Raw genomic sequence first — 24287 nt, 5'->3', positions numbered from 1 at the left:
CGTCAGGCCGCCGTGTCGGGGCGCGGCGACGCGATGCGCAGCATGCTGACTCCCGCGGCGAGCGCCGCGAATACGGCCGCGACATAGAGCGCGATCGTCGGCCCATGGTCGGGCGCCAGCCCGAATATCAGTGCGACGAGCGCGGCTCCGAGCGTCTGGCCCGTCAGGCGCGCCGTGCTCAGCATCCCGCCCGCGCCGCCGCTGCGCTCGCGCGGTGCCGACGACAGCATCGCGCGATTGTTCGGCGACTGGAACAGCCCGAAACCCGCGCCGCACAGCGCCATCCGCCACACGATATCGACGGTGCCCGGATGCGCGCCGATCATCGCGAGCGACAACAGCCCGGCCGCGAACAGCGCGAGGCCGATGCCGCCGAGGATGCCGGCCGAGTAACGATCCGACAGCACGCCGGCAAGCGGCGCGGCGAATACGATCACGAGCGGCCATGGCGTCATGTAGAGGCCGGTTTCGACCTGCGAGAAGCCGAGCGAGTGCTGCAGCCAGAACGGCAGCGCGACGAACGCGAGCATCTGCGACGTGAACGAGGCCACCGACGTGCAGATCGACAGCGCGAACATCGGGATGCGCATCAGGTCGACCGGCAGCAGCGGTGCCGGCTGCGACAGCTGCCGCTTCACGAAGAAGTAGCCGACCGCGAACGCGATCGCCAGTTCGCCGGCAACGTACGCGTGGCTTTCGCCGTGCCCGAGCCCGTCGACGGCCATGATCAGCAGCCCGAAGACGCACGCGTTCATCAGCGCGCTCGGGAAGTCGTACGGCGCATCGTGCAGCGGGTTGGCCGGCAATGCACGGAGGCTGCCGAATACCGCCGCGATGCCGATCGGCACGTTGACCGCGAACAGCCAGGGCCACGACGCGACCGACAGGATCGCCGATGCGACGGTCGGCCCGATCGCCGACGACAGCGCGACCACCATCGCGTTGATCGACAACCCGCGCCCGAGCATCGACGACGGGTAGATCATCCGCACGAGCGCTGCGTTCACGCTCATGATGCCGGCCGCGCCGAACCCCTGAATCACGCGCATCACGGCGAGGACCGGCAGCGAGCCGGCGAGTGCGCAGCCGAGCGACGCCGCGGTGAAGAGCGCGAGCCCGGCGATGTAGATGCGGCGATAGCCGACGCGCTCGCCGAGCGACGCGAGCGGCAGCAGCGTGATCGTGACCGCGAGCTGGTACGCGTTGACGATCCAGATCGATGCGGCGTCGGACGCGCGCAGGTCGCGCGCGATCGTCGGCAGCGCGACGTTCGCGATGGCGCCGTCGAGCACGGCGAGCGTGATGCCCAGTGCGACGCAGACGATTGCCCAGTAGCGTTGCGGAAGCGGCAGGCCGGTATCGGCGTTCATGGCGGGAGCGAAGGCGTGATGATCCGCGCGCCCGGATGCCGGTTGCGTGCGCAACCATGCTCGCGGGTGGAGGCGGCGGTGAACGACCCGGTCAGCCTGGCGGCGCCGGAGCGGGACCGGTCGAGTGTATCACCGGACCGTATCGCGCGACGCCGGCAGCAGCCGGCCGGCGGCCGGTGCGTGCGTTCAACCTTCGAAGTCGAGGCCGCCGAGCCGCACGAGCGGGTCGGCCTGCGTGCGCGATGCGAGATCGATGTCGCGCGCGCTCTGCCATGCGCTCAGCTTCCTCGGCAGCGCGCTCAGGTAGTGCTCGAACCGCGCGGGACCGTCGGGTGCCATCAACCGCTCGATCTCGTCCGTGTCCCAGGTCAGCTCGAGGTTCAGCGGATGCACGAAGCCGCTCACATGCTCGTGCGGCGCGCTGCGGACCTGCACGCGCGTCGGTTGCCCGTGCCCGCCGTATGGGACGACGTCGGTCAGCACGTGATCGGCGAAGAACGCGGCGATCGCCTGCGCAATGCGCGGCGCGAATTCGGTATCGAAACGGCGGGCGGTTTCGGGCTGCATGAAGGCGTCTCCTGTGTGCCGAAAATCGTAGCACGGCGGGGGCGCGTTTCGGTGTGCGTGATACCGGTAATGGCGCGTTACCACTTGCTGCATCTATTACGGCCGCGCGCGACCACAATGCATCGCATCCAGTACCACTTCGCGTGGGAGTCCATCATGAAAAGAATTGCCGCAGTATGTGTCCTTGCCGGTTCGCTCGCCGTGGCCGGCCCGGCTTCCGCGCATGGCCGCGACGGGGGCGACATCATCGGCGCGCTGATCGGCGGCGCGGTGCTCGGTGCGATCGTGACGTCGGCGATGAATCCGCCCGTCGCGTATCGGGCGCCCGTGTATCAGGCACCCGCCTATCAGCCGCCGACGTACTACCAGGCACCGGCTTACCAGCAGCCCGCGTATCCGACGTATCAGCAGGCGCAGTACCAGGACGACGGCCCGGACTATTGCTACGACCGCTATCAGCGCCCGTATGTGTGCGGCGCGCCGGTATCGGGCGGCTATGCGCGACCGGCTGGCTGGTGAGCGGGCGCATGACCGGGCACGGCGTCATGTGCTCGGTGCCGATTGAACGAATTCCCGGCAACGGGAAGACAAAAGTTAAGGCCCTCGCGTGATGCGAGGGCCTTTGTCATTTCTCGGACGTTGGTTATCGAACGCCGGACGGAAGCTGCGCGACGCCGCGTGCGGATACAAACGGTTGCAATTGGTTCTGCTGGCTCAGTGGCGGTGGCCGCCGTCGCCGCGTCCGCCGCCGCCTTCGTTCCAGTCGCCACGGCGCCCGCCGCCGCGCCCCCAGCCGCCGTGGTCCCAGCGATCGCCGCGATCGCGATCCCAGCGGCGGTAGTCGCGGTGGCCGTGGTCCCAGTCGCGTCCGCCGCCGCCTCCCCAGATATTGACCGTGCCATAGATGGGCGAGGCCCCGTAGGCCGGCCCGTACGCGTACCCGGGATCGGAATAGTAGGGCTGTCCGTAGCCGTATCCGGCGTCCGGACCGACGACGCACCCGGCCAGCAGCGTGGCGACGCCGGCGGCGGCAATGAGCTTCAGCATGATGTTCTCCATTGGTTCCCCTATAAGTACCGCGCGCGGGGATTGCCGGCTGTTTGCATTTGTGTCGTCAAATTACAGCCTCGTAAGGTCGCGCGACGAAAGTGTTAGCATCGGGGCCTATTTTGTTTATCAGGAGCACATCGATGAAATTCGCGATCCGGGCCGCCCTGGCCGCCCTTTGCGTGACGACCGCCGCCGCCTGGGCGGCGGGCCCCGCATCGGCACCCGCCGTGCCGGCCGAATCGATCAAGATGTTCCCGCAGCCGACGGCCGGCCAGCAGCGCGCGGTGATCGCGCTGCCCGCGCTCGAGAACGAGGGCGACGCACGCGTCGAGCTGATGATCGGCAAGACGCTGCAGACCGACTGCAACCAGCAATGGTTCGGCGGCGAGTTGACCGCCGAGGACGTGAAGGGCTGGGGCTATACGTACTATCGACTGACCGACGTGAAGGGGCCTGCATCGACGCTGATGGCCTGCCCGGGCCAGGCGCCGCAGCAGCGCTTCGTGCAGGTGCGCGGTGACGGCCAGTTGCTGCGCTATAACAGCCGCCTGCCGCTCGTCGTCTACGTGCCGGACGGTTTCGACGTGCGCTACCGCGTGTGGCATGCATCGAAGGACGTGCAGCAGGCCGTCACGCAGTAAGGCGTCGACCGGTGCGGTCGTGCGGGCGCGCTTGCCGCTCCCCGGGCCGCGCCGATTCAGCCGGCTTCCTTTCGGATTCCGACGTTATCCGTCGTTCGCGCCCGCGAGCGGCGGCCATGCGGCCCGCGCGGGCTGCGCGACCGCCTTCCGATCTCCGACGGCTCGTGCCGTCGCGTGCCTGAATCGTCACTCTCTGTTGCACCGTCACGCAGCGCGCGATCGCATCGCGGTTTGCATGCGCGAAGAGCTCGCCGGTTGCAACGTCTTCGTCGAGTCGCGTGCGTATCGCGGCGACCCTCTGCTCGCGTATCGCGATCAATGTTTGCCGGGCCGTATCCGATCACTCCAGCGGATGCAGCGCTGACCGCACGACGAGGCAGCGGACCGGCTTGCGACTGGCGCGTGCATATGCGTCCCGTTTGCATCGGGTAGTGCCCCAGCGCTTCGCCTTTAAGGCGAAGGTTCGGGATTCTACGCAATTTTCCGCATATGTTCGCCGCGATCCGACAATGCGCGGTCGGGGGCCACATGTCGCCGTGATGACGTGGCGATGAATGAAAGAGGATAACGAAATATTTCACAGGTGCAAGGCGGAATTCATTTACAAAGTTATCAAGCGTACTTACGATGACGCCAATTTGGGATAGCGGAATTTCGCATGCGTACAGTCGATCGGGCGATGTTTGCCGCGCTCTGCCTTTGTCTTGCCGCATGTGGCGGCGGTGACGACAACGCTGCCGCGGGCACGCAGACCGTTGCGGGCGCATCGACGTCGTCCGGCGCAGTTGCCGGTGCTGCATCCGGTGCATCAGCTTCATCGTCGAATTCCGGCAGCCCGGCGTCGATCGCCGGACCGACTGCTGGGTCGACTGCTGGGTCGACTGCTGGGTCGACCGGAGCGGCGGCCGGAGCGACGCTTCCGCCTTCCAGTGGCACCAAGCCGATTCCGGTCGCCGATGTGACGGTTTATCCGGCCGCCGACGGCAGCGATCAGGCCGATGCGCTACAGAAGGCATTCGACAGCCTGCGTGCCGGGCAGCGTCTGGTCATCGCTCCGGGACGCTACGTCGTCGGGCATTCGCTTGCCGTGACGGTGCCCCAGGCGGTGATTTCCGGATACGGCGCGACGCTGGCCGCCACCAACCCGGCCGACCAGACGATCGAGATGAGGAGTGCCGGTTCGACGCTCGTCGGCGTGACGTTGGCCGGCACCGGAACGACACGGCTCACGACGCCCGAATCGACCAAGGTCGAGGTGACGGGCTCGGACGTCCAGATACTCGGCGTGACGATCCAGGGCGGCGCGAGCGCGGGGATCTTCGTGTTCGGCGGCAACGGTATCGCGATCGTGGGCAATACCGTGCGCGCGACGCTCGCCGACGGCATCCATACGACTTACGGGTCGACCAACGTGCTGGTGCAGAACAATACGGTGGCCGGCACCGGAGACGATCTGATCGCCGTGGTCAGCTATCTCGGCGACGGCCGCCTCAGCGGCAACGTCCTGATCGACCATAACGCCGTGTCCGGCAACGCGTGGGGGCGCGGCATCACCGTCGTCGGCGGGCAGGCGGTAACGATCTCGAACAACACGGTCGACGCCGTCGAGAAGGCGGCGGGGATTCTGGTCGCGCAGGAGGACAGCTGGAAGACCTACGGGTCGTCGAACGTCGTCATCACCGGCAATATCGTGACCAACATCCAGACCACGAACGCGAACAACGGGCTGCAGCCGACGCAGCAGGGGGCGATCGAACTGGATACGTGGTCGGGAACCGTGTCCGATGTCACGGTGGCGGATAACCGCGTGTCAGGCTCCGGCTATGCGGGTTTCCGGGCGTCCGGGAACGTGTGTTCGTTCAGCGTGACGGGCAACACGTTCTCGTCGATTGCCGGTTTGCCGGTCGGCTTGTTGACGAATGGTTGCACGGCGAACCAGATCGTCGTCGATGCGAATCGGCTCGGGGACGGCAGCCTGCTGGCGCTGCCGGCCGGGGCGTCGTTTGCCGGCACGTTTGCAGTGACGGGCGCGAATGCGAGTTTGATGCCGCAGGTCAGGACGGGGTTGATGCTGTGACGAGGTGGCGGGGGTGCGGGGTGGTGGCCGATGTTTGGTGAAACACGGCGTGCGTGGGTGCGGTAGGCAGACGACTAGAGAGAGCGTGCGTGATACGGCGGACGTGGCGCGTGTGGACGGCGCGATATCAAGGCACGTGGAAATTCGGGAAACTGCTGGTCCCCCCGACAGGAATCGAACCTGTATCTAGCGCTTAGGAGGCGCTTGTTCTATCCATTGAACTACGGGGAGAGCCCTGTCCGCGGTTTCGCGTACCAAAGACGCGAACGGGACGGCGATGTGGACAGCGCGCAGAGTATAGCAAACGCGCGGCGCATCGGCGGACGGAATGCGTGCCGATACGCGCCGCGCGCGCTTACTCGTGTCGGGAACCCGGAATCAGAAATCGACGACGACGAAATCTTCCTTGCCCACGTCGCACAGCGGGCAGCGCCAGTCGGCGGGAATGTCGGCGAAACGGGTGCCGGCGGGGATGCCCTCGTCGGGCAGGCCTTCTGCTTCGTTGTACACCCACCCGCAAATCAGGCAGACCCAGCTCTGGTATTCGGTTACTTCGCTCATGTGGTGCTCGGAATGATGAAAATCCGTGATGCCGTGCGCAGTGTGGCCGGCGGACGAAAGGCGCAATGGTACCGGAATTTCGTCGAACACCGCCGCAACGTCGTTTTAAACGTGCGCATCGCGAACAACGGCCGTCATCGCGCGGGCCGGGCGCGCAGTGTATGCTTCGTGAGCCTTTCAATCTGAAGGAGAAAACAATGCTCAACAAGAAGTGGATCGCGGGTGCGGTATGTGTCGCGGCACTGGCCGTGTCGACGCTCGCGCAGGCCGAGGCGCGCGTGTTCTTCGTCGAGCCGAAGGACGGCGCGACGGTGTCGAGCCCCGTGCACGTGAAGTTCGGCCTCGAAGGGATGGATCTCAAGCCGGCCGGCGACATGACGCCGGACACCGGCCACCATCACCTGCTGATCGACGGCAAGCCGGTGCCGAAGGGCGACGTGATCCCCGCGACAGACCATTCGCTGCACTTCGGCAAGGGCCAGACCGAAACCGACGTGAAGCTGCCGCCCGGCCAGCACACGCTGACGCTGCAGCTCGGCGACGGCGCGCACCGCTCGTACGGTCCCGAGCTGAGCTCGACGATCTCGGTCAACGTGAAGTAATCGCCCCCTCGCATGCAGGCAGCCGGCCGGGAGGCTGCGGCCGGATGCCCGTCGCGGCGGCCGCGCAACCCCGCCGCGTCGCCTGGCGGCCCCGTCGATCCGACACGCGCCGCCATGCCGCCGCGGCACGAAATGAACCGCGCACCGGCCTAGTCCGTCCGGCCATCCCGGCGCGGGCGTCCGCCACCGGTACAATGGGCGCTTCCGATTTCTCTCTTCGCCGTCTCCCCATGTCGCTTTATTCCATTACCGGCGCGCAACTCGCGTTCGGTCACGTCGCGTTGCTCGATCACGCGGATTTCTCGCTGGAGGCCGGCGAGCGCGTCGGCCTGATCGGTCGCAACGGCGCGGGCAAGTCGTCGCTGCTGAAGATCGTCGCCGGACTGGCGAAGCCCGACGACGGGCTGATCACGCGCCAGCAGGAGCTCGTGACCGTCTACGTGCCGCAGGAGCCCGAGTTCGAACCGGGCGCGACCGTATTCGACGCCGTCGCGTCGGGCCTCACGCACACGCGCGAAGTGCTCGAAGAATACGATTCGATCGCGCACCGCCTCGCGGAGACGCCCGAAGGCGCCGAGCACGACGCGCTGCTCGCGCGGATGAACGCGCTGCAGTCGACGCTCGACGCGCACGATGCATGGAACTGGCGTACGCGCGTGTCGATGACGCTCGCGCAGATCGGCCTGACCGACGGCGACGCGCAGGTCGACGCGCTGTCGGGCGGCATGCAGAAGCGTGTCGCACTGGCGCGCGCGCTCGTGCTGCAGCCGGACGTGCTGCTGCTCGACGAACCGACCAACCACCTCGACTTCGACGGCATCCGCTGGCTGGAAGAACTGCTCGTCGCGCAGCGCGCGGGCCTGTTGTTCATCACCCACGATCGCGCGTTCCTCGATCGCGTCGCAACGCGCATCGTCGAGCTCGATCGCGGCCGGCTGCTGTCATATCCGGGCAACTTCTCCGCGTACCAGACGCGCAAGGCGCAGCAGCTGGAAGTCGAGCGCGTGGAAAACGAGAAGTTCGACAAGCTGCTCGCGCAGGAAGAAGTGTGGATCCGCAAGGGCGTCGAGGCGCGCCGCACGCGCAGCGTCGGCCGCATCGCGCGGCTCGTGCAGATGCGCAACGAGCGCGCGGAGCGCCGCAATGCGCAAGGCAACGTGAAGCTCGACGTCGCGCAGGGCGAAAAGTCGGGCAAGATCGTCGCGGAGCTGACGGACGTGACGAAACGCTACGGCGATCGCACGGTCGTCGACACCTTCTCGACGACGGTCATGCGCGGCGACAAGATCGGTTTCGTCGGCCCGAACGGCGCCGGCAAGACCACGCTGCTCAAGCTGATCCTCGGCGAGCTGAAGCCCGACGCGGGCACGGTGCGCACCGGCACGAACCTGCAGGTCGCGTATTTCGACCAGATGCGCGCGCAGCTCGACCAGGAAAAGAGCCTGGCCGACACGATCAGCCCCGGCAGCGAGTGGGTCGAGATCGGCGGCGTGCGCAAGCACGTGATGAGCTATCTCGGCGACTTCCTGTTCGCGCCGGAACGCGCACGGTCGCCGGTGAAGTCGCTGTCGGGCGGCGAACGCAACCGGCTGCTGCTCGCGCGCCTGTTCGCGCGTCCGGCCAACGTGTTGGTGCTCGACGAACCGACCAACGATCTCGACATCCCGACGCTCGAACTGCTCGAAGAGCTGCTGGCCGACTACGACGGCACGGTGCTGCTGGTCAGCCACGATCGCGCGTTCCTCGACAACGTCGTCACGTCGGTGATCGCGGCCGAGGGCGACGGCAAGTGGCGCGAATACGTCGGCGGTTTCACCGACTGGCAGATCCAGAGCGAGCGCTCGCAGCAGCTCGCGCAGCAGGAGGCGGCGAAGCGCGCGGTGAAGGAAGCGGCGCCGGTCAAGGAAGACGCGGCGAAAAGCGCGGCCGGCCGTAATGCACAGCGCACGGTGAAGCTGTCGTTCAACGAGCAGCGCGAACTCGATGCGCTGCCGGAGAAGATCGCGGCGCTCGAGGAAGAACAGAAGACGATCAACGCGCAGCTCGAGGACGGTTCGATCTTCGCGAAGGATCCGCAGGAAGGCACGCGCCTGACCGAGCGGTTCGCGGCGATCGACGACGAGCTGCTCGCGGCGCTCGAGCGGTGGGAGACGCTCGAGGCAAAGCGCAAGCCAGTCTGACGCTGCGTGCGCCGTGCGAGCGATCTTGCGACGGCGCGCCACGCGGAACCAGTAAAATACCGCGCGTCCCGGGCAGCGCAGCGAACGCCGCGCGCCCGCTTTCGGAGCAGTCCAAGCACACCGTTGTTTCGATTCGCTTTTTTACGGAACTCAACGTTTTGTCCACGACGTTATCCACACGAGGTGTGGACAACGTCCCGATGAATGACGAAATTCAGCGCCTATGTCAACGAAGAAGCCCAGCGCGGCCTATAGCGAAGCATCGATCAAGGTGCTCAAGGGTCTCGAGCCGGTCAAGCAGCGGCCCGGCATGTACACCCGTACCGAAAATCCGCTGCACATCATTCAGGAAGTCATCGACAACGCGTCCGACGAGGCGCTCGGCGGCTACGGCAAGCAGATCACGGTCACGCTGCATGCCGACCAGTCGGTGTCGGTAGAGGACGACGGTCGCGGCATTCCGTTCGGGATGCACCCCGAAGAGGGCGTGCCGGTCGTCGAGATCGTGTTCACGCGCCTGCACGCGGGCGGCAAGTTCGACAAGGCCGCCGGCGGTGCGTACACGTTCTCGGGCGGTCTGCACGGCGTCGGCGTGTCGGTGACGAACGCGCTCGCGACGCGCCTGGACGTGACGGTCTGGCGCGACGGCAAGATCGCCGAACTCGGTTTCGCCGACGGCGACGTCGTGAAGCCGCTCGCAACACAAGCCGCGGGCCGCGGCGAGAAGAAGTCGGGCACGCGCGTGCAGGTCTGGCCGAATCCGAAGTACTTCGATTCGCCGAACCTGCCGCTCGGCGAGCTGCAGCGCCTGCTGCGCTCGAAGGCCGTGCTGCTGCCGGGTGTCGAGGTCGTGCTCGTCAACGAGAAGACGGGCGAGCGCCAGGCGTGGAAGTACGAGGATGGCCTGCGCGGCTATCTGCTCGACGAGATGAACGGCAGCGAGCTGCTGATCCCGCTGTTCGAAGGCGAGCGCTTCGCCGATGCGCGCTCCACCGACGAAACCTTCGCCGAAGGGGAAGGCGCGTCGTGGGTCGTCGCATGGAGCGAGGAAGGCTCGCTCGTGCGCGAGTCGTACGTGAACCTGATCCCGACGCCGGCCGGCGGCACGCACGAGTCGGGCCTGCGCGACGGTCTCTATCAGGCGGTCAAGAGTTTCGTCGAACTGCACAACCTGCAACCGAAGGGCGTGAAGCTGCTCGCGGAAGACGTGTTCGCGCGCGTGTCGTTCGTGCTGTCCGCGAAGGTGCTCGACCCGCAGTTCCAAGGGCAGATCAAGGAGCGCCTGAACAGCCGCGACGCGGTGAAGCTCGTGTCGTCGTTCTCGCGTCCGGCGCTCGAACTGTGGCTGAACCAGCACGTCGAGCACGGCAAGAAGCTCGCCGAACTGGTGATCAAGCAGGCGCAGGCGCGCACGCGCGCGGGCCAGAAGGTCGAGAAGCGCAAGAGCTCGGGCGTCGCGGTGCTGCCGGGCAAGCTGACCGACTGCGAGACGGAGGATATCGCGCGCAACGAACTGTTCCTCGTCGAGGGCGACTCGGCGGGCGGTTCCGCGAAGATGGGCCGCGACAAGGAATACCAGGCGATCCTGCCGCTGCGCGGCAAGGTGCTGAACACGTGGGAAACCGAGCGTGATCGCCTGTTCGCGAACAACGAGGTGCACGACATCTCGGTGGCGATCGGCGTCGATCCGCACAGCCCGGACGACACCGTCGACCTGTCGAACCTGCGCTACGGCAAGATCTGCATCCTGTCGGATGCGGACGTCGACGGCTCGCACATCCAGGTGCTGCTGCTCACGCTGTTCTTCAAGCATTTCCCGCAGCTGATCGAGCGCGGCCACGTGTACGTCGCGCGCCCGCCGCTGTTCCGCGTCGACGCGCCCGCACGCGGCAAGAAGCCCGCGCAGAAGCTCTATGCGCTCGACGAAGGCGAACTCGAGGCGACCCTCGACAAGCTGCGCAAGGACGGCGTGCGCGAAACGCAATGGAGCATCAGCCGCTTCAAGGGTCTCGGCGAAATGAGCGCGGAGCAGTTGTGGGACACGACGATGAACCCCGACACGCGCCGCCTGATGCCGGTGAAGCTCGGCGAACTCGACTACGAGGCGACCGTCGCGCGGATGACCATGCTGATGGGCAAGGGCGAGGCAGCCGCGCGACGCGGCTGGCTCGAGGAAAAGGGCAACGACGTCGAAGCGGACATCTAAACCCGCGCGGCCGGGCATGACGCCCGGCCCGGCCTCACGCCACTTACGAATACGGAATACAGATGGACGACAATACTTCCGATCTCTTCGCCGCCTCCGACGCACCGGACGCGGATGCGCTGACGCTCGGCAACTACGCGGAGCAGGCGTACCTCAGCTACGCGGTCAGCGTCGTGAAGAGCCGCGCGCTGCCCGACGTGTGCGACGGCCAGAAGCCGGTGCAGCGCCGGATCCTGTTCGCGATGAACGAAATGGGCCTCGGCCCGGACGCGAAGCCGGTGAAGTCGGCGCGCGTGGTCGGCGACGTGCTCGGCAAATATCACCCGCACGGCGACCAGTCGGCATACGACGCGCTCGTGCGGCTCGCGCAGGACTTCTCGCTGCGCTATCCGCTGATCGACGGCCAGGGCAACTTCGGCTCGCGCGACGGCGACGGCGCGGCGGCGATGCGATACACCGAAGCGCGGCTCACGCCGATCTCGAAGCTGCTGCTCGACGAGATCGACCAGGGCACGGTCGACTTCATGCCGAACTACGACGGCTCGTTCGAGGAACCGAAGACGCTGCCGAGCCGCATGCCGTTCGTGCTGCTGAACGGCGCGTCGGGCATCGCGGTCGGTCTCGCCACCGAGATTCCGTCGCACAACCTGCGCGAGGTCGCGGCGGCGGCGGTCGCGTTGATCCGCAATCCGAAGCTCTCGCATGCGGAGCTGATGAGCCTGATCCCCGGCCCGGACTTTCCGGGCGGCGGCCAGATCATCTCGAGCGACACCGAGATCGCGGCGGCCTACGAGGCCGGCCGCGGCAGCCTCAAGGTGCGCGCGCGCTGGAAGATCGAGGATCTCGCGCGCGGCCAGTGGCAGCTCGTCGTCACCGAGCTGCCGCCGAACACGTCGGGCCAGAAGGTGCTCGAGGAAATCGAGGAGCTCACCAATCCGAAGCTCAAGCTCGGCAAGAAGACGCTCACGCCCGAGCAGCTCAACACCAAGAAGGCGATGCTCGACCTGCTCGACGCGGTGCGCGACGAGTCGGGCAAGGAAGCGGCGGTGCGGCTCGTGTTCGAGCCGAAGTCGCGCACGATCGACCAGACGGAATTTGTGAACACGCTGCTCGCGTACACGAGCCTCGAGTCGAACGCGACACTGAACCTCGTGATGATCGGCGCCGACGGCCGGCCGGGCCAGAAAGGGCTGCTGACGATCCTCGACGAATGGGTGAAGTTCCGCCAGCTGACGATGACGCGCCGCTGCCGCCATCGTCTCGCGAAGGTCGACGATCGCATCCACATCCTCGAAGGTCGGATGATCGTCTTCCTGAACATCGACGAGGTGATCCGCATCATCCGCGAGTCGGACGAGCCGAAGGCGGCGCTGATGAGCGCGTTCGGCCTCAGCGAACGCCAGGCCGAAGACATCCTCGAAATCCGCCTGCGTCAGCTCGCGCGGCTCGAGAAGATCAAGATCGAGAAGGAACTGGAGGCGCTGCGCGACGAGAAAGCGAAGCTCGAGGAGCTGCTCGCGAACGAAAGCGCGATGAAGCGGCTGATGATCAAGGAGATCGAGGCCGACGCCAAGCAGTACGGCGACGATCGCCGCACGCTGATCCAGCAGGAAAAGCGCGCGACGTTCGAGGCGAAGGTCGTCGACGAGCCGGTGACGGTCGTCGTGTCGCAGAAGGGCTGGGTGCGTGCGCTGAAGGGCCACGGGCTCGACCCGGCCGGCTTCTCGTTCAAGGCGGGCGATCACCTGTATGCGGCGTTCCAGTGCCGCACGCCGGATCGACTGATCGCATGGGGCAGCAGCGGGCGCGTGTATTCGGTCGACGTGTCGGTGCTGCCGGGCGGGCGCGGCGACGGCGTGCCGGTGACGTCGCTGATCGAGCTCGAGTCGGGCTCGCATCTGATGCATTACTACGCGGCGTCGGCCGACCAGCAACTGCTGCTCGCGTCGAGCAACGGCTTCGGCTTCCTCGCCAAGGTCGGCGACATGGTGAGCCGCGTGAAGGCCGGCAAGTCGTTCATGACCATCGATGCGGGCGCGGTGCCGCTCGCACCGATGCCCGTGCTGCCGAACGCGACGCAGGTCGCGTGTCTGTCGAGCGGCGGCCGGCTGCTGGTGTTCGGGATGGACGAGATGAAGACGCTGTCGGGCGGCGGTCGCGGCGTGATCCTGATGGCGCTCGACGACAAGGAAACGCTCGTGCAGGCGCTTGCGATCGACCCGGCCGGCGTCGTGCTGATCGGCACCGGTCGCGGCGGCAAGGTGCAGGACGAGACGCTGTCGTACACGGGGCTCGCGCCGCACGTCGGCAAGCGTGCGCGCAAGGGCCGCGCGCCGGACACGAAGCTCAAGGTCGTCAACGAGCTGCGTCCGCTGCTCGGCTAACGCATCCGTTGGCCGGTTCGACCGGCATCGACGGTCGCACCTCCGCTTCGGCGGACGTGCGGCCGTTGCTTTTTGCGCGACGCATTCAGGTAAGCGCGAGTGGCGCCGTCACGCGGAACTTGCAAAATATTGTGAAATTCCGCCAAGGGTCCGAACCGCGCGGCGGCGCGCCGGTCGAACGTCGCTCGAGACCGCGCGTGACGCGGCTGTTCGTTGCACTCAACTCATACCAGGATTGCCGCCATGTCCCACGCCGTTGCCGTCGCGTTGTTTCTTCATCTGCTGGCCGTCGCCGTGTGGGTGGGCGGGATGGTTTTCGCGAACTTCTGCCTGCGCCCGGCGCTGTCCGACCTGACGCCGCAACTGCGGCTGCCCCTGATCGAGGGCGTGTTCGGCCGGTTCTTCAACTGGGTGTCGGGGTCGGTGATCGTGATCCTGCTGTCCGGCGGTTTCCTGCTCACGGCTTTTGGTGGCGCGCACGCGACGTGGACGCTGCATGCAATGGCCGGGCTCGGTGTCGTGATGATGCTGATCTTCGGCCACATCCGTTTCGCGCTGTTTCCGCGCATTCGCCGCGCGGTGCAGGCGCAGAACTGGCCCGACGGCGCGCGCGCGGTCAACACCGTGCGCTTGCTCGTGGTCGTCAACCTCGTGCTCGGCGTCGTGACGATCGGCGCGGCCGTGCTGTCGCGCGGCTTCTGAACGCGAACGCGTGACGGTGCGGCGCCGTTCGGCGCCCGCCGCTTGCGCGACGCCCATGCCGCTATGCCGCCAGCATCGCGTCGAGCAGCCACGCGCCGGCCGGGCCGAGCGGCCGGTTGCGCGACCACACCGCATCGACTCGCACGCGGCGCGGCCAGCCGCGCGAGCGCAACTCGCAGAGACGATCGCGCGCGAAGTGCTCGACCATCCAGCGCGGCAGCTCGGCCCAGCCGAATCCCAGCACCGCCATCTCCAGCAGCATCAGATAGCTCGGCGCGAGCCAGCGCTGCGTGCCGATGACGATGCGGTCGTCGGCGCCGCGATTCTCCGGCTTCACATACGTGTTCAGGCGCAGTTCGCGCGCGTCGCGTAGTGCCCCGTGCGGCACGTCGGCGTCGCCGAAGGCCGCCAGCGCGTGCGTGCGCCCGACGAACAGGCCGATCTCCGACTCCTCCGCCACCGTCGCCGCGCCGATATCGGGCGGGTAGACGGCGCGCGCGGCCATCAGCCCGAGCTGTGCGCGGCCCTGCTGGATCAGGTCGAGCACGTCCTCGTGTTCGGCGATCAGGCATTCGAGTTCCAGCGCCGGAAAGCGCCGCTCGAGCGCCATCAGGGTTTCCTCGTAACGCTTCGACTGATACGTATCCGACACGACGAGCGTCAGCCGTGCTTCCTCGCCTTGCGCGAGCCGCGCGGCGGTGCGGTCGATCGCCGCACCGGCCTCCAGTGCGCGCTGCACCTGCGGCAGCAGCGCGCGTCCGGCATCGGTCAGCGTCGGCGTGCGCGTCGAGCGGTCGAACAGCTGCAAGCCGAGATCGATCTCGAGGTTCGCGATCGCTTCGGACACCGTCGACTGGCGCTTGCCGAGCTTGCGCGCGGCAGCCGTAAACGAGCCGAGCATCGCGGCTTCGGCGAAGGCGAGCAGGGCTTCGGGAGCGTGGTGCATGCGCGGATCTCACGACGTTATATCGGAAAAACCGATTATATCAAACTGGATTTGCGTCGTTTCGCCGATCAAAATGCGCCGCATATGCTGCACAACCGAATCGGAGGAACCATGAAACAGATGAACAAAACGGTGACGGAACGCCTCGTTCACGCGCTGGCGTTCGAGCTGGTGGCGATCGCGCTGTGCGCGCCGATCGGCGCGTGGCTGCTCGACATGCCGGTGTCGCACGTCGGCGTGCTGACGGTGATGGTGTCGCTGATCGCGATGGCGTGGAACATGACGTTCAACACGCTGTTCGACCGTTTCGAGCGCCGCGCGGGCCTGACGCGCACGCTCGGGATGCGCATCGCGCACGCGGTCGCGTTCGAGCTCGGCCTTGTCGCGATGGTGGTGCCGGTTGCCGCGTGGTGGCTGAACGTGAGCCTCGTCGAGGCGCTGCTGCTGGACCTCGGCATCGTGCTGTTCTTCCTGCCGTACACGTTCTGCTTCAACCTCGCGTACGACGCGTTGCGGGCCCGCTGGGTCGCGCGCCGCGTCGCGGTGCACGCGGGCTGAGCGGCACGCGGCCGGCGCTCGCGGGCTGGCCTGCCGTCAGTGCGCGACGGCCGCCCACAACAGCCACCCGCCGCACGCGATCGCGACCGCACCGTAGACGGCGTACACGGGCACCTTGAAGCGTGCGAAGCACAGCGTCGCAAAGGCGCCCGTGAGCCAGTAGACGGGATCGGCCGGCTCGCGATGCAGGATCTTCACGACGGCGACGACGAGAAAACCCGTCGTTGCCGCGCGCAGCAGGCGCATGCCGTGCTCGAAGCGCGAATGGCGCTTGAGCCGGAACAGGTGGTTCTGCGCGAACACGACGAGACACCCCGACGGAATGAACAGCGCGGCGGTGGCGAGCAGCGCGCCGGTCCAGCCGGCGGTCAGGTAGCCGAGAAACGGCACGACGTTCAGCAGCGGGCCGGGCGACACCGGCGACAGCGCGAATGCGAGCGTGAAGTCGTGATCGGAGATGCCGGTAGCCGGCGACACGAACAGCGTCTTGAGCACGGGCAGCGCGGAGAAGCCGCCGCCGAACAGCGTCATGCCGGCACCGGCGAGCCGCGGCCACAGCAGCGTTTCCTGGTAGTCGCCGGGCAACGGAAGCGCGAACAGCGCGACGAGCACGGCGAGCAGCACCAGCAGGCTGCGATCGCGTTTCGACAGCGTGAAATCGACGGCGGCGTGTTGCGGCGGCCCGGTCAGCCAGCCGGCTGCAAACGCGGCGAAGAGAATCCCGACGAAAGCGGCCGGACTATGCGCGAAAGCGAGCAGAATCGTCGATAGCGCGGCGATCGCCTGCTCGAGCCGCGTGCTCGCGAGCGTGCGCAATTGCCTGACCCACGTGACGCCGATCAGCGCGGCGAGCACCATCCCGAAGTGATTGATCAGCATCGGCGCGGCGAGCGAGCGCACGATCGGCGTGCGGTAGAAGATCGCGAACAGCGTCATCAGCACGGAAAACGGCAGCACGCTCGCGATCCCGGCGATCCATGCGCCGGTGCGGCCGTGCAGCGTCTGGCCGACCTGCACGGCGACATTGCAGCCGACGGGCCCTGGCACGAGCCATGCAAGCGCGACGAGATCGGCGAATACGTGCGGCTCGATGCGCTGCAAGCGCTCGACGTAGTGGCGTTCGAGCTGCGCCATCATCGAAAGCCCGCCCCACGACACGGCGGAAATGCCGGCGACGACCTTGAACAACGCCCACAGGGATGCCTGTGCCTGTTCGACACGTTCGGCCGCTTCGACTTCGATGGTTGTCATGACTATGCTGTTGGCGCGGGGGCTGGTGTGGCGCATGGAAACGTGCCGGCGGCCTGCCGACACGATGGCCCTCCCGATTGTCCGCCTGGCATCGTGACAGTGCCATGCGCGAAAACGCCAGTTAATGGACTAAACAACCGGATCGGAAACCGAAATAATCGGTGTGCCGCGCAACATCGCCGTGCGGGCAGGGGGCAGCAGGCAGCGGGCTCAGACGCCCGTGCTCCCGGTCGCGCGGTGCGCGAGAGCGGTCGGGCTATCGCCGCGCACGCCGAAGCGCTCGATCAGCGCGGGGATCGCGTCGGCCGGCACGGGGCGGGAGAAGAGGAAGCCCTGCGCCTCGATTTCGCCGAGCGCGGACAGCCATGCGATCTGCTCCTCGGTTTCGGTGCCTTCGACGACCACCGTCAGGCCGAGCGAGCGCGCGAGGTGCACGATCGACGACACCATCACGCACACGCTGCGATCGGTCGGGATCGCCTGCACGAACGAGCGGTCGACCTTCAGCGTATCGACGGAGAAGCGGTGCAGGTACGACAGCGACGAATAGCCGGTGCCGAAATCGTCGAGCGCAATGCGGATGCCGAGCTTCTTCAACGCGACGATCTTCTCGGAGACGAGCTCCGGATATTCCATCATCGCGGTCTCGGTGATCTCGATTTCGAGCCGGTTCGCCTCGATACCGGTGTCCTGCAGCGCCTGCGAAATCGTCTCGATCAGGTCGCCGCGCCAGAATTGCACCGGCGAGATGTTGACCGCGAGCGTCAGCGTGTCGTGGCCGTCGTCGCGCCAGCGCGCGATCTGTTCGCACGCGGTGCGGATCACGAAGTCGCCGATCGGCACGATCAGCCCGGTCGATTCGGCAATCGAAATGAATTCGTTCGCGGAGATGATCCCGTGCTCGGGGTGGTCCCAGCGCGCGAGGGCCTCGAAGCCGGTGATCGTGCGGTGCGTCAGGTCGATCTTCGGCTGGTAGGCGAGGAACAGCTGTCCCTCGGCGAGCGCGACGCGCAATTGCTGTTCCCAGCGCATCAGGTGGTCGGCACGATGCGACAGGTGCGGCGCGTAGAACTGGTAGCAGTTCTTGCCCGCGTCCTTCGCGCTGTACATTGCGAGATCGGCCTTCTTCAGCAGGTCGATCTCGCTTTCGTTCGCGACGGTGTGCAGCGCGATGCCGATGCTCGCGTGCAGCACGAACGAACTGCCGCGCACGTCGAACGGCTCGGCGAACATCCGGATGATCGCTTCCGCGAGCCGCACCGCGCGCCGCTCGACGTCGTCGCCCTTCATCACGACGACGAACTCGTCGCCGCCGATCCGGGCGAGCGACCCTTCGTCGCCGACGGCATCCGACAGGCGCGACGCGGTCATCTGCAGCACGATGTCGCCGGCGTTGTGGCCGAGGGTGTCGTTGACGGTCTTGAAGTTGTCGAGGTCGATGAACAGCAGGCCGAGCCGCGACAGGCTGGCCGGCATCGACACGTCGTTGCGCAGCCCGCGCAGCGTCGCGTAGCGGTTCGCGAGGCCGGTGAGGAGGTCGTATTCGGCAAGCTGCGTCATCTCGCGCTCGCGGCCGAGCAGCTTGCCGATCAGCCCGGTCGCGACGCCGAAGAACGCAAGCATCGCGAGCGTGATGAAGCTCGTCATCAGCAGGTAGACGTTGCGCGTGTGGTAGTAGTCCGCGAATTCCTCGGACTGCGACAGCCCGACCATCACCGCGAGCGGGTAGCCGTCGAGGTGGCGGTACGACACGATGCGCGTCACGCCGTCGATCGGGTCGATGATCGTGCCCGTCACGCGTTCGGCGATCGGGTAGACACCCGATGCGGAGAATGCACCGGGCGCGTTGTTGAGCGAGCCGGTGCGCCGCGCGAGCACGGCGCCCGTGTCGGACACCACGGCGATCACGCCTTCCTTGCCGATCGCCGCGTTGTTGTAGAAGTCGTTCGTGAAGTAGCTCGGGTCTTCCGACACCACGACGATGCCGGCGAAGCTGCCGTCCGGGTTGTTCAGGCGCCGCGTCATCTGCAGCGTCCAGTGGCTCGACACGCGGCCGAGCACCGGCTTGCTGATGTACAGGCGATCGTCGTTGTGCGCGAGGTGGACCTTGAAGTGCTCGCGGTCGGCCAGGTTGATCGGCTTCGGATGGAGCTCGGCCGTGTTCGCGAACAGGATGCCCTTCGCGTTGACGAGCGAAACCTGGATCAGCGTGTCGCTCGGCACGACGCCTTTTTCGACCGCGCTCGCGAGGTTGAAGCGCGCGGGCGACTTCTCGAACTCGAACTTGACGAAGCGGGTGATCTGGTCGACCTGGTGGATCGCCTTGACCGTGTGCTGTTCGAGCGCCGACGACAGGATCGCCGCCGAGGCCGCCGCTTCCTTGTACGCGCTGTCCTTTTCGACCGACAGCCGCGCGACGATCACCGCCCACAGCAGCGCAAGCGCCAGCATCCCGAGCAGCGGGATCGCGAACAGCGCGCGGCGGCGCGACTTGCGCGGCGCGCGCAGCGGCCGGGTCGGCGGCGTGTGGTTTGACCGGGCGGAGCTCATCAGAGAGGGCGGCGTCCTGCTCGCGTGCGTCCATCCGTCTGGATGGCCGGCTATGGTTCGGGTTGTCCCGACGTCTGTTCGTTCGCGGGACACGCAACCATGGACAGACCTCCGAAACAACGGATTAGGCCCGATATTACTGGGTGGCGCATTTTTGCGATAGTTGGGCGAATCGTAGGGGCGCCGGACCGGCGGGCGCCATCGCACATCGCGAAATGTTACACGGGCGAACGGAAGGTGCCGTCGACGACCGTGACGACGTGGCCGCCGATCCACGTGGTGCCGTCTTGGTCATAGCTGACGGCGATGCGGCCGTCGCGGCCGATCGCCGTTCCCTGGCGGGCCGTGTACGACGGGCCGGGGCGGCGTTGCTGCCGTGTCAGCAGCCCGGCCAGCGCGGCGTTCGCGCTGCCGGTGACCGGATCCTCGCCGACGCCGAAATTGCCGCCCGCCATCAGGCAGCGGATTTCGAACGTCGCGGGGCCGCCTTCGACGTGCGGCGCGTAGACCGCGAGGCCGTCCATGCCGTAGCGGCGCGTGAGTGCCTCCAGCGCGGCCGGATCGGGCGACAGGCCGATGCACGCGTCGGCCGACTTCAGCCGCACGACCAGCCACGGCGCACCGTTGTCCACCGCGCACGGCTCGGCGTCGAAGTCGATCGCGTCGCTGCGCAACGCGGCGGCGAGCACCGCGTAGTCCGAACGGTCGAGCGGCGTGACGCGGGCCGGCGGCGCGGCGAACGCCCAGCTGCCGGCCTGCTCGCGCAGCGCGACCCGGCCGACCCCGCACTGCTGGATCAGCCGGCCCGGCGTGCGTGGCCGCCCGCCGCTTTCGAGGAACGCATGCGCGGTGCCGAGCGTCGGATGGCCGGCGAACGGCAGTTCACCGGCCGTCGTGAAGATCCGCACGCGGTAGTCGGCGTCCGGATCGGTCGGCGTGCAGACGAACGTCGTTTCCGACAGGTTCGTCCAGCGGGCGATCTCGAGCATCGCGTCGTCGCCGAGCGAATCGGCGTCGAACACGACGGCGAGCGGGTTGCCCTTGAACGGCACCGACGTGAAGACGTCGACCTGCTTGAAGCGGACGAGACGACCGGTCATCTCGATGTGCGCGTTACGCGACTTCGGCGATCAGTTCGATCTCGACGCATGCGCCGAGCGGAATCTGCGCGACGCCGAACGCCGAGCGCGCGTGCTTGCCCGCATCGCCGAACACTTCGGCGATCAGTTCCGACGCGCCGTTCGTCACGATGTGCTGTTCGGTGAAGTCGAGCGTCGAGTTGACGAGGCTCATCAGCTTCACGATGCGCGTGACCTTGTTCAGGTCGCCCGTGTGCGCGTGCAGCGTCGCGAGCAGGTCGATCGCGATCGAGCGCGCGGCCGCCTTGCCGTCTTCCGTCTGCAGGTCGGCGCCGAGCTTGCCGGCCCAGACCTTGCCGTCCTTCTTCGCGATGTGGCCCGACAGATAGACCGTGTTGCCGCTTTGCGCGCTCATCACGTAGGCGGCGGCCGGTGCGCCGGCGGTCGGCAGTTCGATGCCGAGCGACTTCAGTTTGTCGTAGACGTTAGCCATGTGTTCGATTCCTCGTTGAGAGTCGTGACAGGAAAAAACGGATCAGAGACGCTCGCGCAGCAGCTTGCCGAGGCGCGCGACGCCTTCCTCGATCTTCTCCGGCGGCACCGTCACGAACGACAGGCGCAGCGTGTTCTGCTGCGGGTCGTTCGCGAAGAACGGCGCGCCCGGCACGAAGGCGACGTGGTTGGCGACCGCCGCCTCGAGCAGCTTCATGCTGTCGATCTGCGCGGGCAGGTTCACCCAGATGAACATGCCGCCGTCCGGGCGGTTCCACGTGACGCCTTCCGGCATGTGGCGCGCGAGCGATGCGAGCATCGCTTCGCACTGCGCGCCGTACAGCTGGCGGATCGTCGGGATGTGCTCGTCGAGGAAGCCGTCCTTGATCACTTCGTGCGCGATGCGCTGCGTGAGCGTCGGCGTGTGCAGGTCGGTGGCCTGCTTGGCCTGCACGAGCTTGAAGTGAAGCTCCTCGGGAGCAATGATGTAGCCGATCCGCAGGCCCGGCGCGAGCACCTTCGAGAACGTGCCGAGGTGCACGATGTGGTCGGGCGCCATCGACAGCATCGTCGGCAGCGGCTCGCCCTGGTAGTTCAGCGCGCCGTACGGGTCGTCTTCCAGCACCGGGAACGGGCTCGACTGCGCGAACGCGGCGAGCGCGCGGCGGCGCTCGACGGGCAGGCGGCGGCCGGTCGGGTTCTGGAAGTTCGGCTGCGCGTACAGCAGGCGCGCGCCCTGCGTCAGCGCGGGCGTGAGGCCTTCGGGCAGCAGGCCCTGCTCGTCGGTCGGCACCTGCACGTAGCGCGGCTCGTACAGCGAGAACGACTGCAGCGCGCCGAGGTAGGTCGGGGTTTCCACGAGGATCGGGCTGTCCGGATCGATCAGCGCCTTGCCGAGCAGGTCGAGCGCCTGCTGCGAGCCGGTCGTGATCAGCACCTGCGACACGCGCACGCGGTAGCGCTCGGCGATCCATTCGCGCAGCGGCAGATAGCCTTCGGTCGCGCTGTACTGGAGCGCGGCGGCGGGCGCATCGCGCAGCACGCGATCGGCCGCGGCCCGCATGCGTTCGGCAGGGAACGTCGCGGGAGCGGGCAGGCCGCCTGCGAACGAGATGACCTCGGGGCGTTCCGTGACCTTCAGGATCTCGCGGATCGCAGAGCTTGTCAGCTTGCGGGCGCGTTCGGAAAGCTGCCAGTGCGGCGGATGCAGGTCGCTCGGATTCATAGTCTCCTCGTTCGGATATCGTGGTCAGTCAAGAAAGGTCGATCGGGCTGGTCGCGTCGACGCGGCCGGGTGGGCGCGCGGGAGCGCGATCGGGCCGTCGCGGCCGGGTGGGCAAAACCGTTCAGGCAAAACGGACATTATGGCGCACCTCATCAGCCGGCGCGAGCGGGGCGCGGGGCCGTGGCCACCGACGAACGCCGGCCGAGCATCACGGTCGCGATCACGGCGGCCGCGAACAGCCACGTCGACGGCGTCACCGTCTCGCCGAACAGCAACGCGGAAAAGGCGATCGTGAAGAAGATCTGCAGCAGCTGCACCTGGCCGACGCGCGCGGTGCCGCCCATCGCGAGCCCGGCGTACCACGCGAAAAAACCGATGAATTGCGAAAAAAGGGTCACGTAGCCGAATGCGAGCCACGTGCGCAGCGCGAGCGGGGCGGGGTGCGCGACGTGCTGCGTCCATGCGAGCCACCCGACCGGCAGCACGAGGAACGGGGCGGACACGACGAGCGCCCAGCAGATCACTTGCCAGCCGCCGATCTGGCGCGCGAGGCGCGCGCCTTCCGCATAGCCGAGCGCGCCGATGCCGACCGCGACGAGCATCAGCGCGTCGCCCGCCTGCACCGTGCCGCCGCCGTCGCGCAGCGCGAACGCGATCACGAGCGCGCTGCCCGCCACCGCGCTGGCCCAGAACGCCTTCGACGGCCGTTCGTGCGACAGCCACGCCGCGTACAGCGCGACGAACAGCGGCTGCAGCCCGTTGACGACCGCGCCGTGCGAGGCCGGCACGGTTTTCATCGCCCAGGCCGAGAACACCGGATACGCGATGATCACGCCGGCCGAAACGATCGCGAGGCTTTTCAACTGGGCGCGGGTCGGCAGCCGTTCGCGCCGCCACCACAGCAGCAGGCCAGCCGGCACCGACGCGGCGAGCGCGCGGCCGAGCCCGTTCAGCAGCGGGTTGAGTTCGGAGACGACGATACGCGTCATCGGCAGCGTGAGGCTGAAGATCATCACGCCGATGAGGCCGAGCAGCATGCCCCGGGTTTCGCGCGAATTCATGAAGGGGGTGTCTCCGTATTGCGGGTTTCAGTTGATCGAGGGGCCGCGGGGCGCTCAGCGCAGCGTGCGTGCGCCCTGCGGTGTGTCGAATTCGGCGACGAGGGCCGGCGGGCCGTCGCCGCTGTCGAGGTCGAGCAGATGGCCGGCACCGAGCCAGTCGAGCTGCTCGCGGATGACCTCCGCACGCGGATGGACGCCCTTGAGCGCCTTGAGCGCGACGCCGTCGTTCGGCAGCGATTCGGCCGGATGGCGCGGGCTGTCCCACTGGATCAGCGACGGCAGGAGGCCGTCACCGGCGCCTTGCCAGGCCGGGAACGCGCCGTCGTCGGGCACCGTGAGGCCCCAGCTCAGGTCGCCGCGCCGCATCGCGACGACCGGCGCGATGCGCGCCGGGTACTGGCTTTGCCACATCGCGAGCTGGCGCGGACGCTCGACGCGCGCGACCCAGTGCGCGAGAAACGGGCCCTGCGCGAGCCGCGCCTGCATCGCCGGATCGTCGAGGCCGAACAGCCGCGCGCGCGGCGGCGCGGCGCCGCCGCCCGTGGCGCTCGCATCGGGATCGATCGCGATCACCTCGAGGTACAGCCCGCCCCACGCGCCGAACAGCGCGTTATGGGTGCGCATCAGCGGATGGCGGCCGCCGCCGGCCGGTTCGATGCCGAGCGAAGCGGCGACATGGCGCACGCCTTCGTCGAGCGTGCGTGCGGCGATCACGAGATGGTCGAGGGTCAGGGAGCGGGCTGGCATGAACGTCGGTCGGAAAGCGAAAGTGTCATGGTGGGCGC

At 67.4% G+C, this 24287-nt stretch carries 21 protein-coding genes and 1 tRNA gene; 9 read left to right on the top strand and 13 right to left on the bottom strand.

The window, feature by feature from the left end:
* Positions 1-2: 2 nt before the first annotated feature.
* Together WS51_RS22230 and WS51_RS22225 are read right to left on the bottom strand one after the other, a co-directional pair.
* Complete coding sequence (locus WS51_RS22230) at positions 3-1370, bottom strand: MFS transporter (RefSeq protein WP_059502753.1); 1368 nt, start codon at positions 1368-1370, stop codon at positions 3-5.
* 186 nt (positions 1371-1556) lie between these two features.
* Complete coding sequence (locus tag WS51_RS22225; protein WP_059448635.1) at positions 1557-1937, bottom strand: DUF5594 family protein; 381 nt, start codon at positions 1935-1937, stop codon at positions 1557-1559.
* Between the two features lie 117 nt (positions 1938-2054).
* Here WS51_RS22225 and WS51_RS22220 point away from each other — a divergent pair, with 117 nt between their 5' ends.
* Complete coding sequence (locus WS51_RS22220) at positions 2055-2456, top strand: hypothetical protein (RefSeq protein ID WP_081067424.1); 402 nt, start codon at positions 2055-2057, stop codon at positions 2454-2456.
* Between the two features lie 195 nt (positions 2457-2651).
* On the opposite strand, the gene WS51_RS22215 is transcribed toward WS51_RS22220, so the two are convergent.
* Positions 2652-2984, bottom strand: coding sequence for a hypothetical protein (locus tag WS51_RS22215; RefSeq protein ID WP_059448733.1), 333 nt, complete (start codon positions 2982-2984; stop codon positions 2652-2654).
* 143 nt (positions 2985-3127) lie between these two features.
* On the opposite strand from WS51_RS22215, the gene eco reads away from it, so the two are divergent.
* Together eco and WS51_RS22205 are read left to right on the top strand one after the other, a co-directional pair.
* Entirely contained in the window at positions 3128-3628 is a 501-nt protein-coding gene (eco, locus tag WS51_RS22210; protein WP_059448636.1) for a serine protease inhibitor ecotin, read from the top strand.
* 958 nt (positions 3629-4586) lie between these two features.
* The gene (locus WS51_RS22205; RefSeq protein ID WP_069229784.1) at positions 4587-5705 is read left to right on the top strand and encodes a right-handed parallel beta-helix repeat-containing protein; all 1119 of its coding nucleotides are present in this window, start codon (positions 4587-4589) and stop codon (positions 5703-5705) included.
* Between the two features lie 156 nt (positions 5706-5861).
* On the opposite strand, the gene WS51_RS22200 is transcribed toward WS51_RS22205, so the two are convergent.
* Together WS51_RS22200 and WS51_RS22195 are read right to left on the bottom strand one after the other, a co-directional pair.
* Positions 5862-5936, bottom strand: a tRNA-Arg gene (locus WS51_RS22200).
* A 147-nt stretch (positions 5937-6083) separates the two neighbouring features.
* On the bottom strand, positions 6084-6266 hold the full coding sequence (locus tag WS51_RS22195) for a rubredoxin (protein WP_006478164.1): 183 nt from the start codon (positions 6264-6266) through the stop codon (positions 6084-6086).
* 197 nt (positions 6267-6463) lie between these two features.
* Here WS51_RS22195 and WS51_RS22190 point away from each other — a divergent pair, with 197 nt between their 5' ends.
* The 5 genes from WS51_RS22190 to WS51_RS22170 all read left to right on the top strand — a co-directional run bounded on the left by WS51_RS22190 (position 6464) and on the right by WS51_RS22170 (position 14340).
* Positions 6464-6868 (top strand): DUF4399 domain-containing protein, encoded by a 405-nt coding sequence (locus WS51_RS22190; RefSeq protein ID WP_060024315.1) that lies wholly within the window; start codon positions 6464-6466, stop codon positions 6866-6868.
* Between the two features lie 230 nt (positions 6869-7098).
* Entirely contained in the window at positions 7099-9048 is a 1950-nt protein-coding gene (locus WS51_RS22185; RefSeq protein ID WP_059502723.1) for an ATP-binding cassette domain-containing protein, read from the top strand.
* A 223-nt stretch (positions 9049-9271) separates the two neighbouring features.
* A complete protein-coding gene (parE, locus tag WS51_RS22180; RefSeq protein WP_059448640.1) occupies positions 9272-11254 on the top strand; it encodes a DNA topoisomerase IV subunit B in 1983 nt (660 codons plus the stop codon).
* A 62-nt stretch (positions 11255-11316) separates the two neighbouring features.
* Positions 11317-13638 (top strand): DNA topoisomerase IV subunit A, encoded by a 2322-nt coding sequence (gene parC, locus WS51_RS22175; protein ID WP_069229783.1) that lies wholly within the window; start codon positions 11317-11319, stop codon positions 13636-13638.
* 243 nt (positions 13639-13881) lie between these two features.
* The gene (locus WS51_RS22170) at positions 13882-14340 is read left to right on the top strand and encodes a CopD family protein (RefSeq protein ID WP_059448642.1); all 459 of its coding nucleotides are present in this window, start codon (positions 13882-13884) and stop codon (positions 14338-14340) included.
* Positions 14341-14401: 61 nt separating this feature from the next.
* Here the strand turns inward: WS51_RS22170 and WS51_RS22165 are convergent, their stop codons facing one another.
* Positions 14402-15286 carry a LysR family transcriptional regulator gene (locus tag WS51_RS22165; RefSeq protein ID WP_069229782.1) on the bottom strand — a complete coding sequence of 295 codons (885 nt, stop codon included), beginning with the start codon at positions 15284-15286 and terminating at the stop codon, positions 14402-14404.
* A gap of 111 nt (positions 15287-15397) precedes the next feature.
* Here WS51_RS22165 and WS51_RS22160 point away from each other — a divergent pair, with 111 nt between their 5' ends.
* Complete coding sequence (locus tag WS51_RS22160; RefSeq protein WP_059547095.1) at positions 15398-15844, top strand: multidrug/biocide efflux PACE transporter; 447 nt, start codon at positions 15398-15400, stop codon at positions 15842-15844.
* 36 nt (positions 15845-15880) lie between these two features.
* Here WS51_RS22160 and WS51_RS22155 read toward each other — a convergent pair whose 3' ends face one another.
* The 7 genes from WS51_RS22155 to WS51_RS22125 form a co-directional block, all read right to left on the bottom strand.
* Positions 15881-17095 (bottom strand): chromate transporter, encoded by a 1215-nt coding sequence (locus WS51_RS22155; RefSeq protein ID WP_059502715.1) that lies wholly within the window; start codon positions 17093-17095, stop codon positions 15881-15883.
* A 210-nt stretch (positions 17096-17305) separates the two neighbouring features.
* Positions 17306-19645: a bifunctional diguanylate cyclase/phosphodiesterase gene (locus WS51_RS22150; protein WP_059448646.1), complete on the bottom strand. Its 2340-nt coding sequence runs from the start codon at positions 19643-19645 to the stop codon at positions 17306-17308.
* 218 nt (positions 19646-19863) lie between these two features.
* A complete protein-coding gene (locus tag WS51_RS22145; RefSeq protein ID WP_069229781.1) occupies positions 19864-20745 on the bottom strand; it encodes a PhzF family phenazine biosynthesis protein in 882 nt (293 codons plus the stop codon).
* A 13-nt stretch (positions 20746-20758) separates the two neighbouring features.
* Positions 20759-21217, bottom strand: coding sequence for a RidA family protein (locus tag WS51_RS22140; RefSeq protein ID WP_034208050.1), 459 nt, complete (start codon positions 21215-21217; stop codon positions 20759-20761).
* Between the two features lie 42 nt (positions 21218-21259).
* On the bottom strand, positions 21260-22441 hold the full coding sequence (locus WS51_RS22135) for an aminotransferase-like domain-containing protein (protein WP_059448648.1): 1182 nt from the start codon (positions 22439-22441) through the stop codon (positions 21260-21262).
* A 152-nt stretch (positions 22442-22593) separates the two neighbouring features.
* Positions 22594-23502 carry a DMT family transporter gene (locus WS51_RS22130; RefSeq protein ID WP_059950079.1) on the bottom strand — a complete coding sequence of 303 codons (909 nt, stop codon included), beginning with the start codon at positions 23500-23502 and terminating at the stop codon, positions 22594-22596.
* Between the two features lie 54 nt (positions 23503-23556).
* A complete protein-coding gene (locus WS51_RS22125; protein ID WP_069229780.1) occupies positions 23557-24249 on the bottom strand; it encodes a VOC family protein in 693 nt (230 codons plus the stop codon).
* Between the last annotated feature and the right edge of the window lie 38 nt (positions 24250-24287).

This window comes from Burkholderia territorii, assembly GCF_001718335.1.
GTDB lineage: Bacteria > Pseudomonadota > Gammaproteobacteria > Burkholderiales > Burkholderiaceae > Burkholderia > Burkholderia territorii.
The sequence above is the reverse complement of the archived record's forward strand: the minus strand, read 5'-3'. Positions and strand labels throughout refer to the sequence as shown.

Bases quoted from the DNA above. Each gene is read 5' to 3' on its own strand.
- WS51_RS22230 (WP_059502753.1), bottom strand. From the start codon at position 1,370: ATGAACGCCGATACCGGCCTGCCGCTTCCGCAACGCTACTGGGCAATC.
- WS51_RS22225 (WP_059448635.1), bottom strand. From the start codon at position 1,937: ATGCAGCCCGAAACCGCCCGCCGTTTCGATACCGAATTCGCGCCGCGC.
- WS51_RS22220 (WP_081067424.1), top strand. From the start codon at position 2,055: ATGCATCGCATCCAGTACCACTTCGCGTGGGAGTCCATCATGAAAAGA.
- WS51_RS22215 (WP_059448733.1), bottom strand. From the start codon at position 2,984: ATGCTGAAGCTCATTGCCGCCGCCGGCGTCGCCACGCTGCTGGCCGGG.
- eco (WP_059448636.1), top strand. From the start codon at position 3,128: ATGAAATTCGCGATCCGGGCCGCCCTGGCCGCCCTTTGCGTGACGACC.
- WS51_RS22195 (WP_006478164.1), bottom strand. From the start codon at position 6,266: ATGAGCGAAGTAACCGAATACCAGAGCTGGGTCTGCCTGATTTGCGGG.
- WS51_RS22190 (WP_060024315.1), top strand. From the start codon at position 6,464: ATGCTCAACAAGAAGTGGATCGCGGGTGCGGTATGTGTCGCGGCACTG.
- WS51_RS22185 (WP_059502723.1), top strand. From the start codon at position 7,099: ATGTCGCTTTATTCCATTACCGGCGCGCAACTCGCGTTCGGTCACGTC.
- parE (WP_059448640.1), top strand. From the start codon at position 9,272: ATGTCAACGAAGAAGCCCAGCGCGGCCTATAGCGAAGCATCGATCAAG.
- parC (WP_069229783.1), top strand. From the start codon at position 11,317: ATGGACGACAATACTTCCGATCTCTTCGCCGCCTCCGACGCACCGGAC.
- WS51_RS22170 (WP_059448642.1), top strand. From the start codon at position 13,882: ATGTCCCACGCCGTTGCCGTCGCGTTGTTTCTTCATCTGCTGGCCGTC.
- WS51_RS22165 (WP_069229782.1), bottom strand. From the start codon at position 15,286: ATGCACCACGCTCCCGAAGCCCTGCTCGCCTTCGCCGAAGCCGCGATG.
- WS51_RS22160 (WP_059547095.1), top strand. From the start codon at position 15,398: ATGAAACAGATGAACAAAACGGTGACGGAACGCCTCGTTCACGCGCTG.
- WS51_RS22155 (WP_059502715.1), bottom strand. From the start codon at position 17,095: ATGACAACCATCGAAGTCGAAGCGGCCGAACGTGTCGAACAGGCACAG.
- WS51_RS22150 (WP_059448646.1), bottom strand. From the start codon at position 19,645: ATGAGCTCCGCCCGGTCAAACCACACGCCGCCGACCCGGCCGCTGCGC.
- WS51_RS22145 (WP_069229781.1), bottom strand. From the start codon at position 20,745: ATGACCGGTCGTCTCGTCCGCTTCAAGCAGGTCGACGTCTTCACGTCG.
- WS51_RS22140 (WP_034208050.1), bottom strand. From the start codon at position 21,217: ATGGCTAACGTCTACGACAAACTGAAGTCGCTCGGCATCGAACTGCCG.
- WS51_RS22135 (WP_059448648.1), bottom strand. From the start codon at position 22,441: ATGAATCCGAGCGACCTGCATCCGCCGCACTGGCAGCTTTCCGAACGC.
- WS51_RS22130 (WP_059950079.1), bottom strand. From the start codon at position 23,502: ATGAATTCGCGCGAAACCCGGGGCATGCTGCTCGGCCTCATCGGCGTG.
- WS51_RS22125 (WP_069229780.1), bottom strand. From the start codon at position 24,249: ATGCCAGCCCGCTCCCTGACCCTCGACCATCTCGTGATCGCCGCACGC.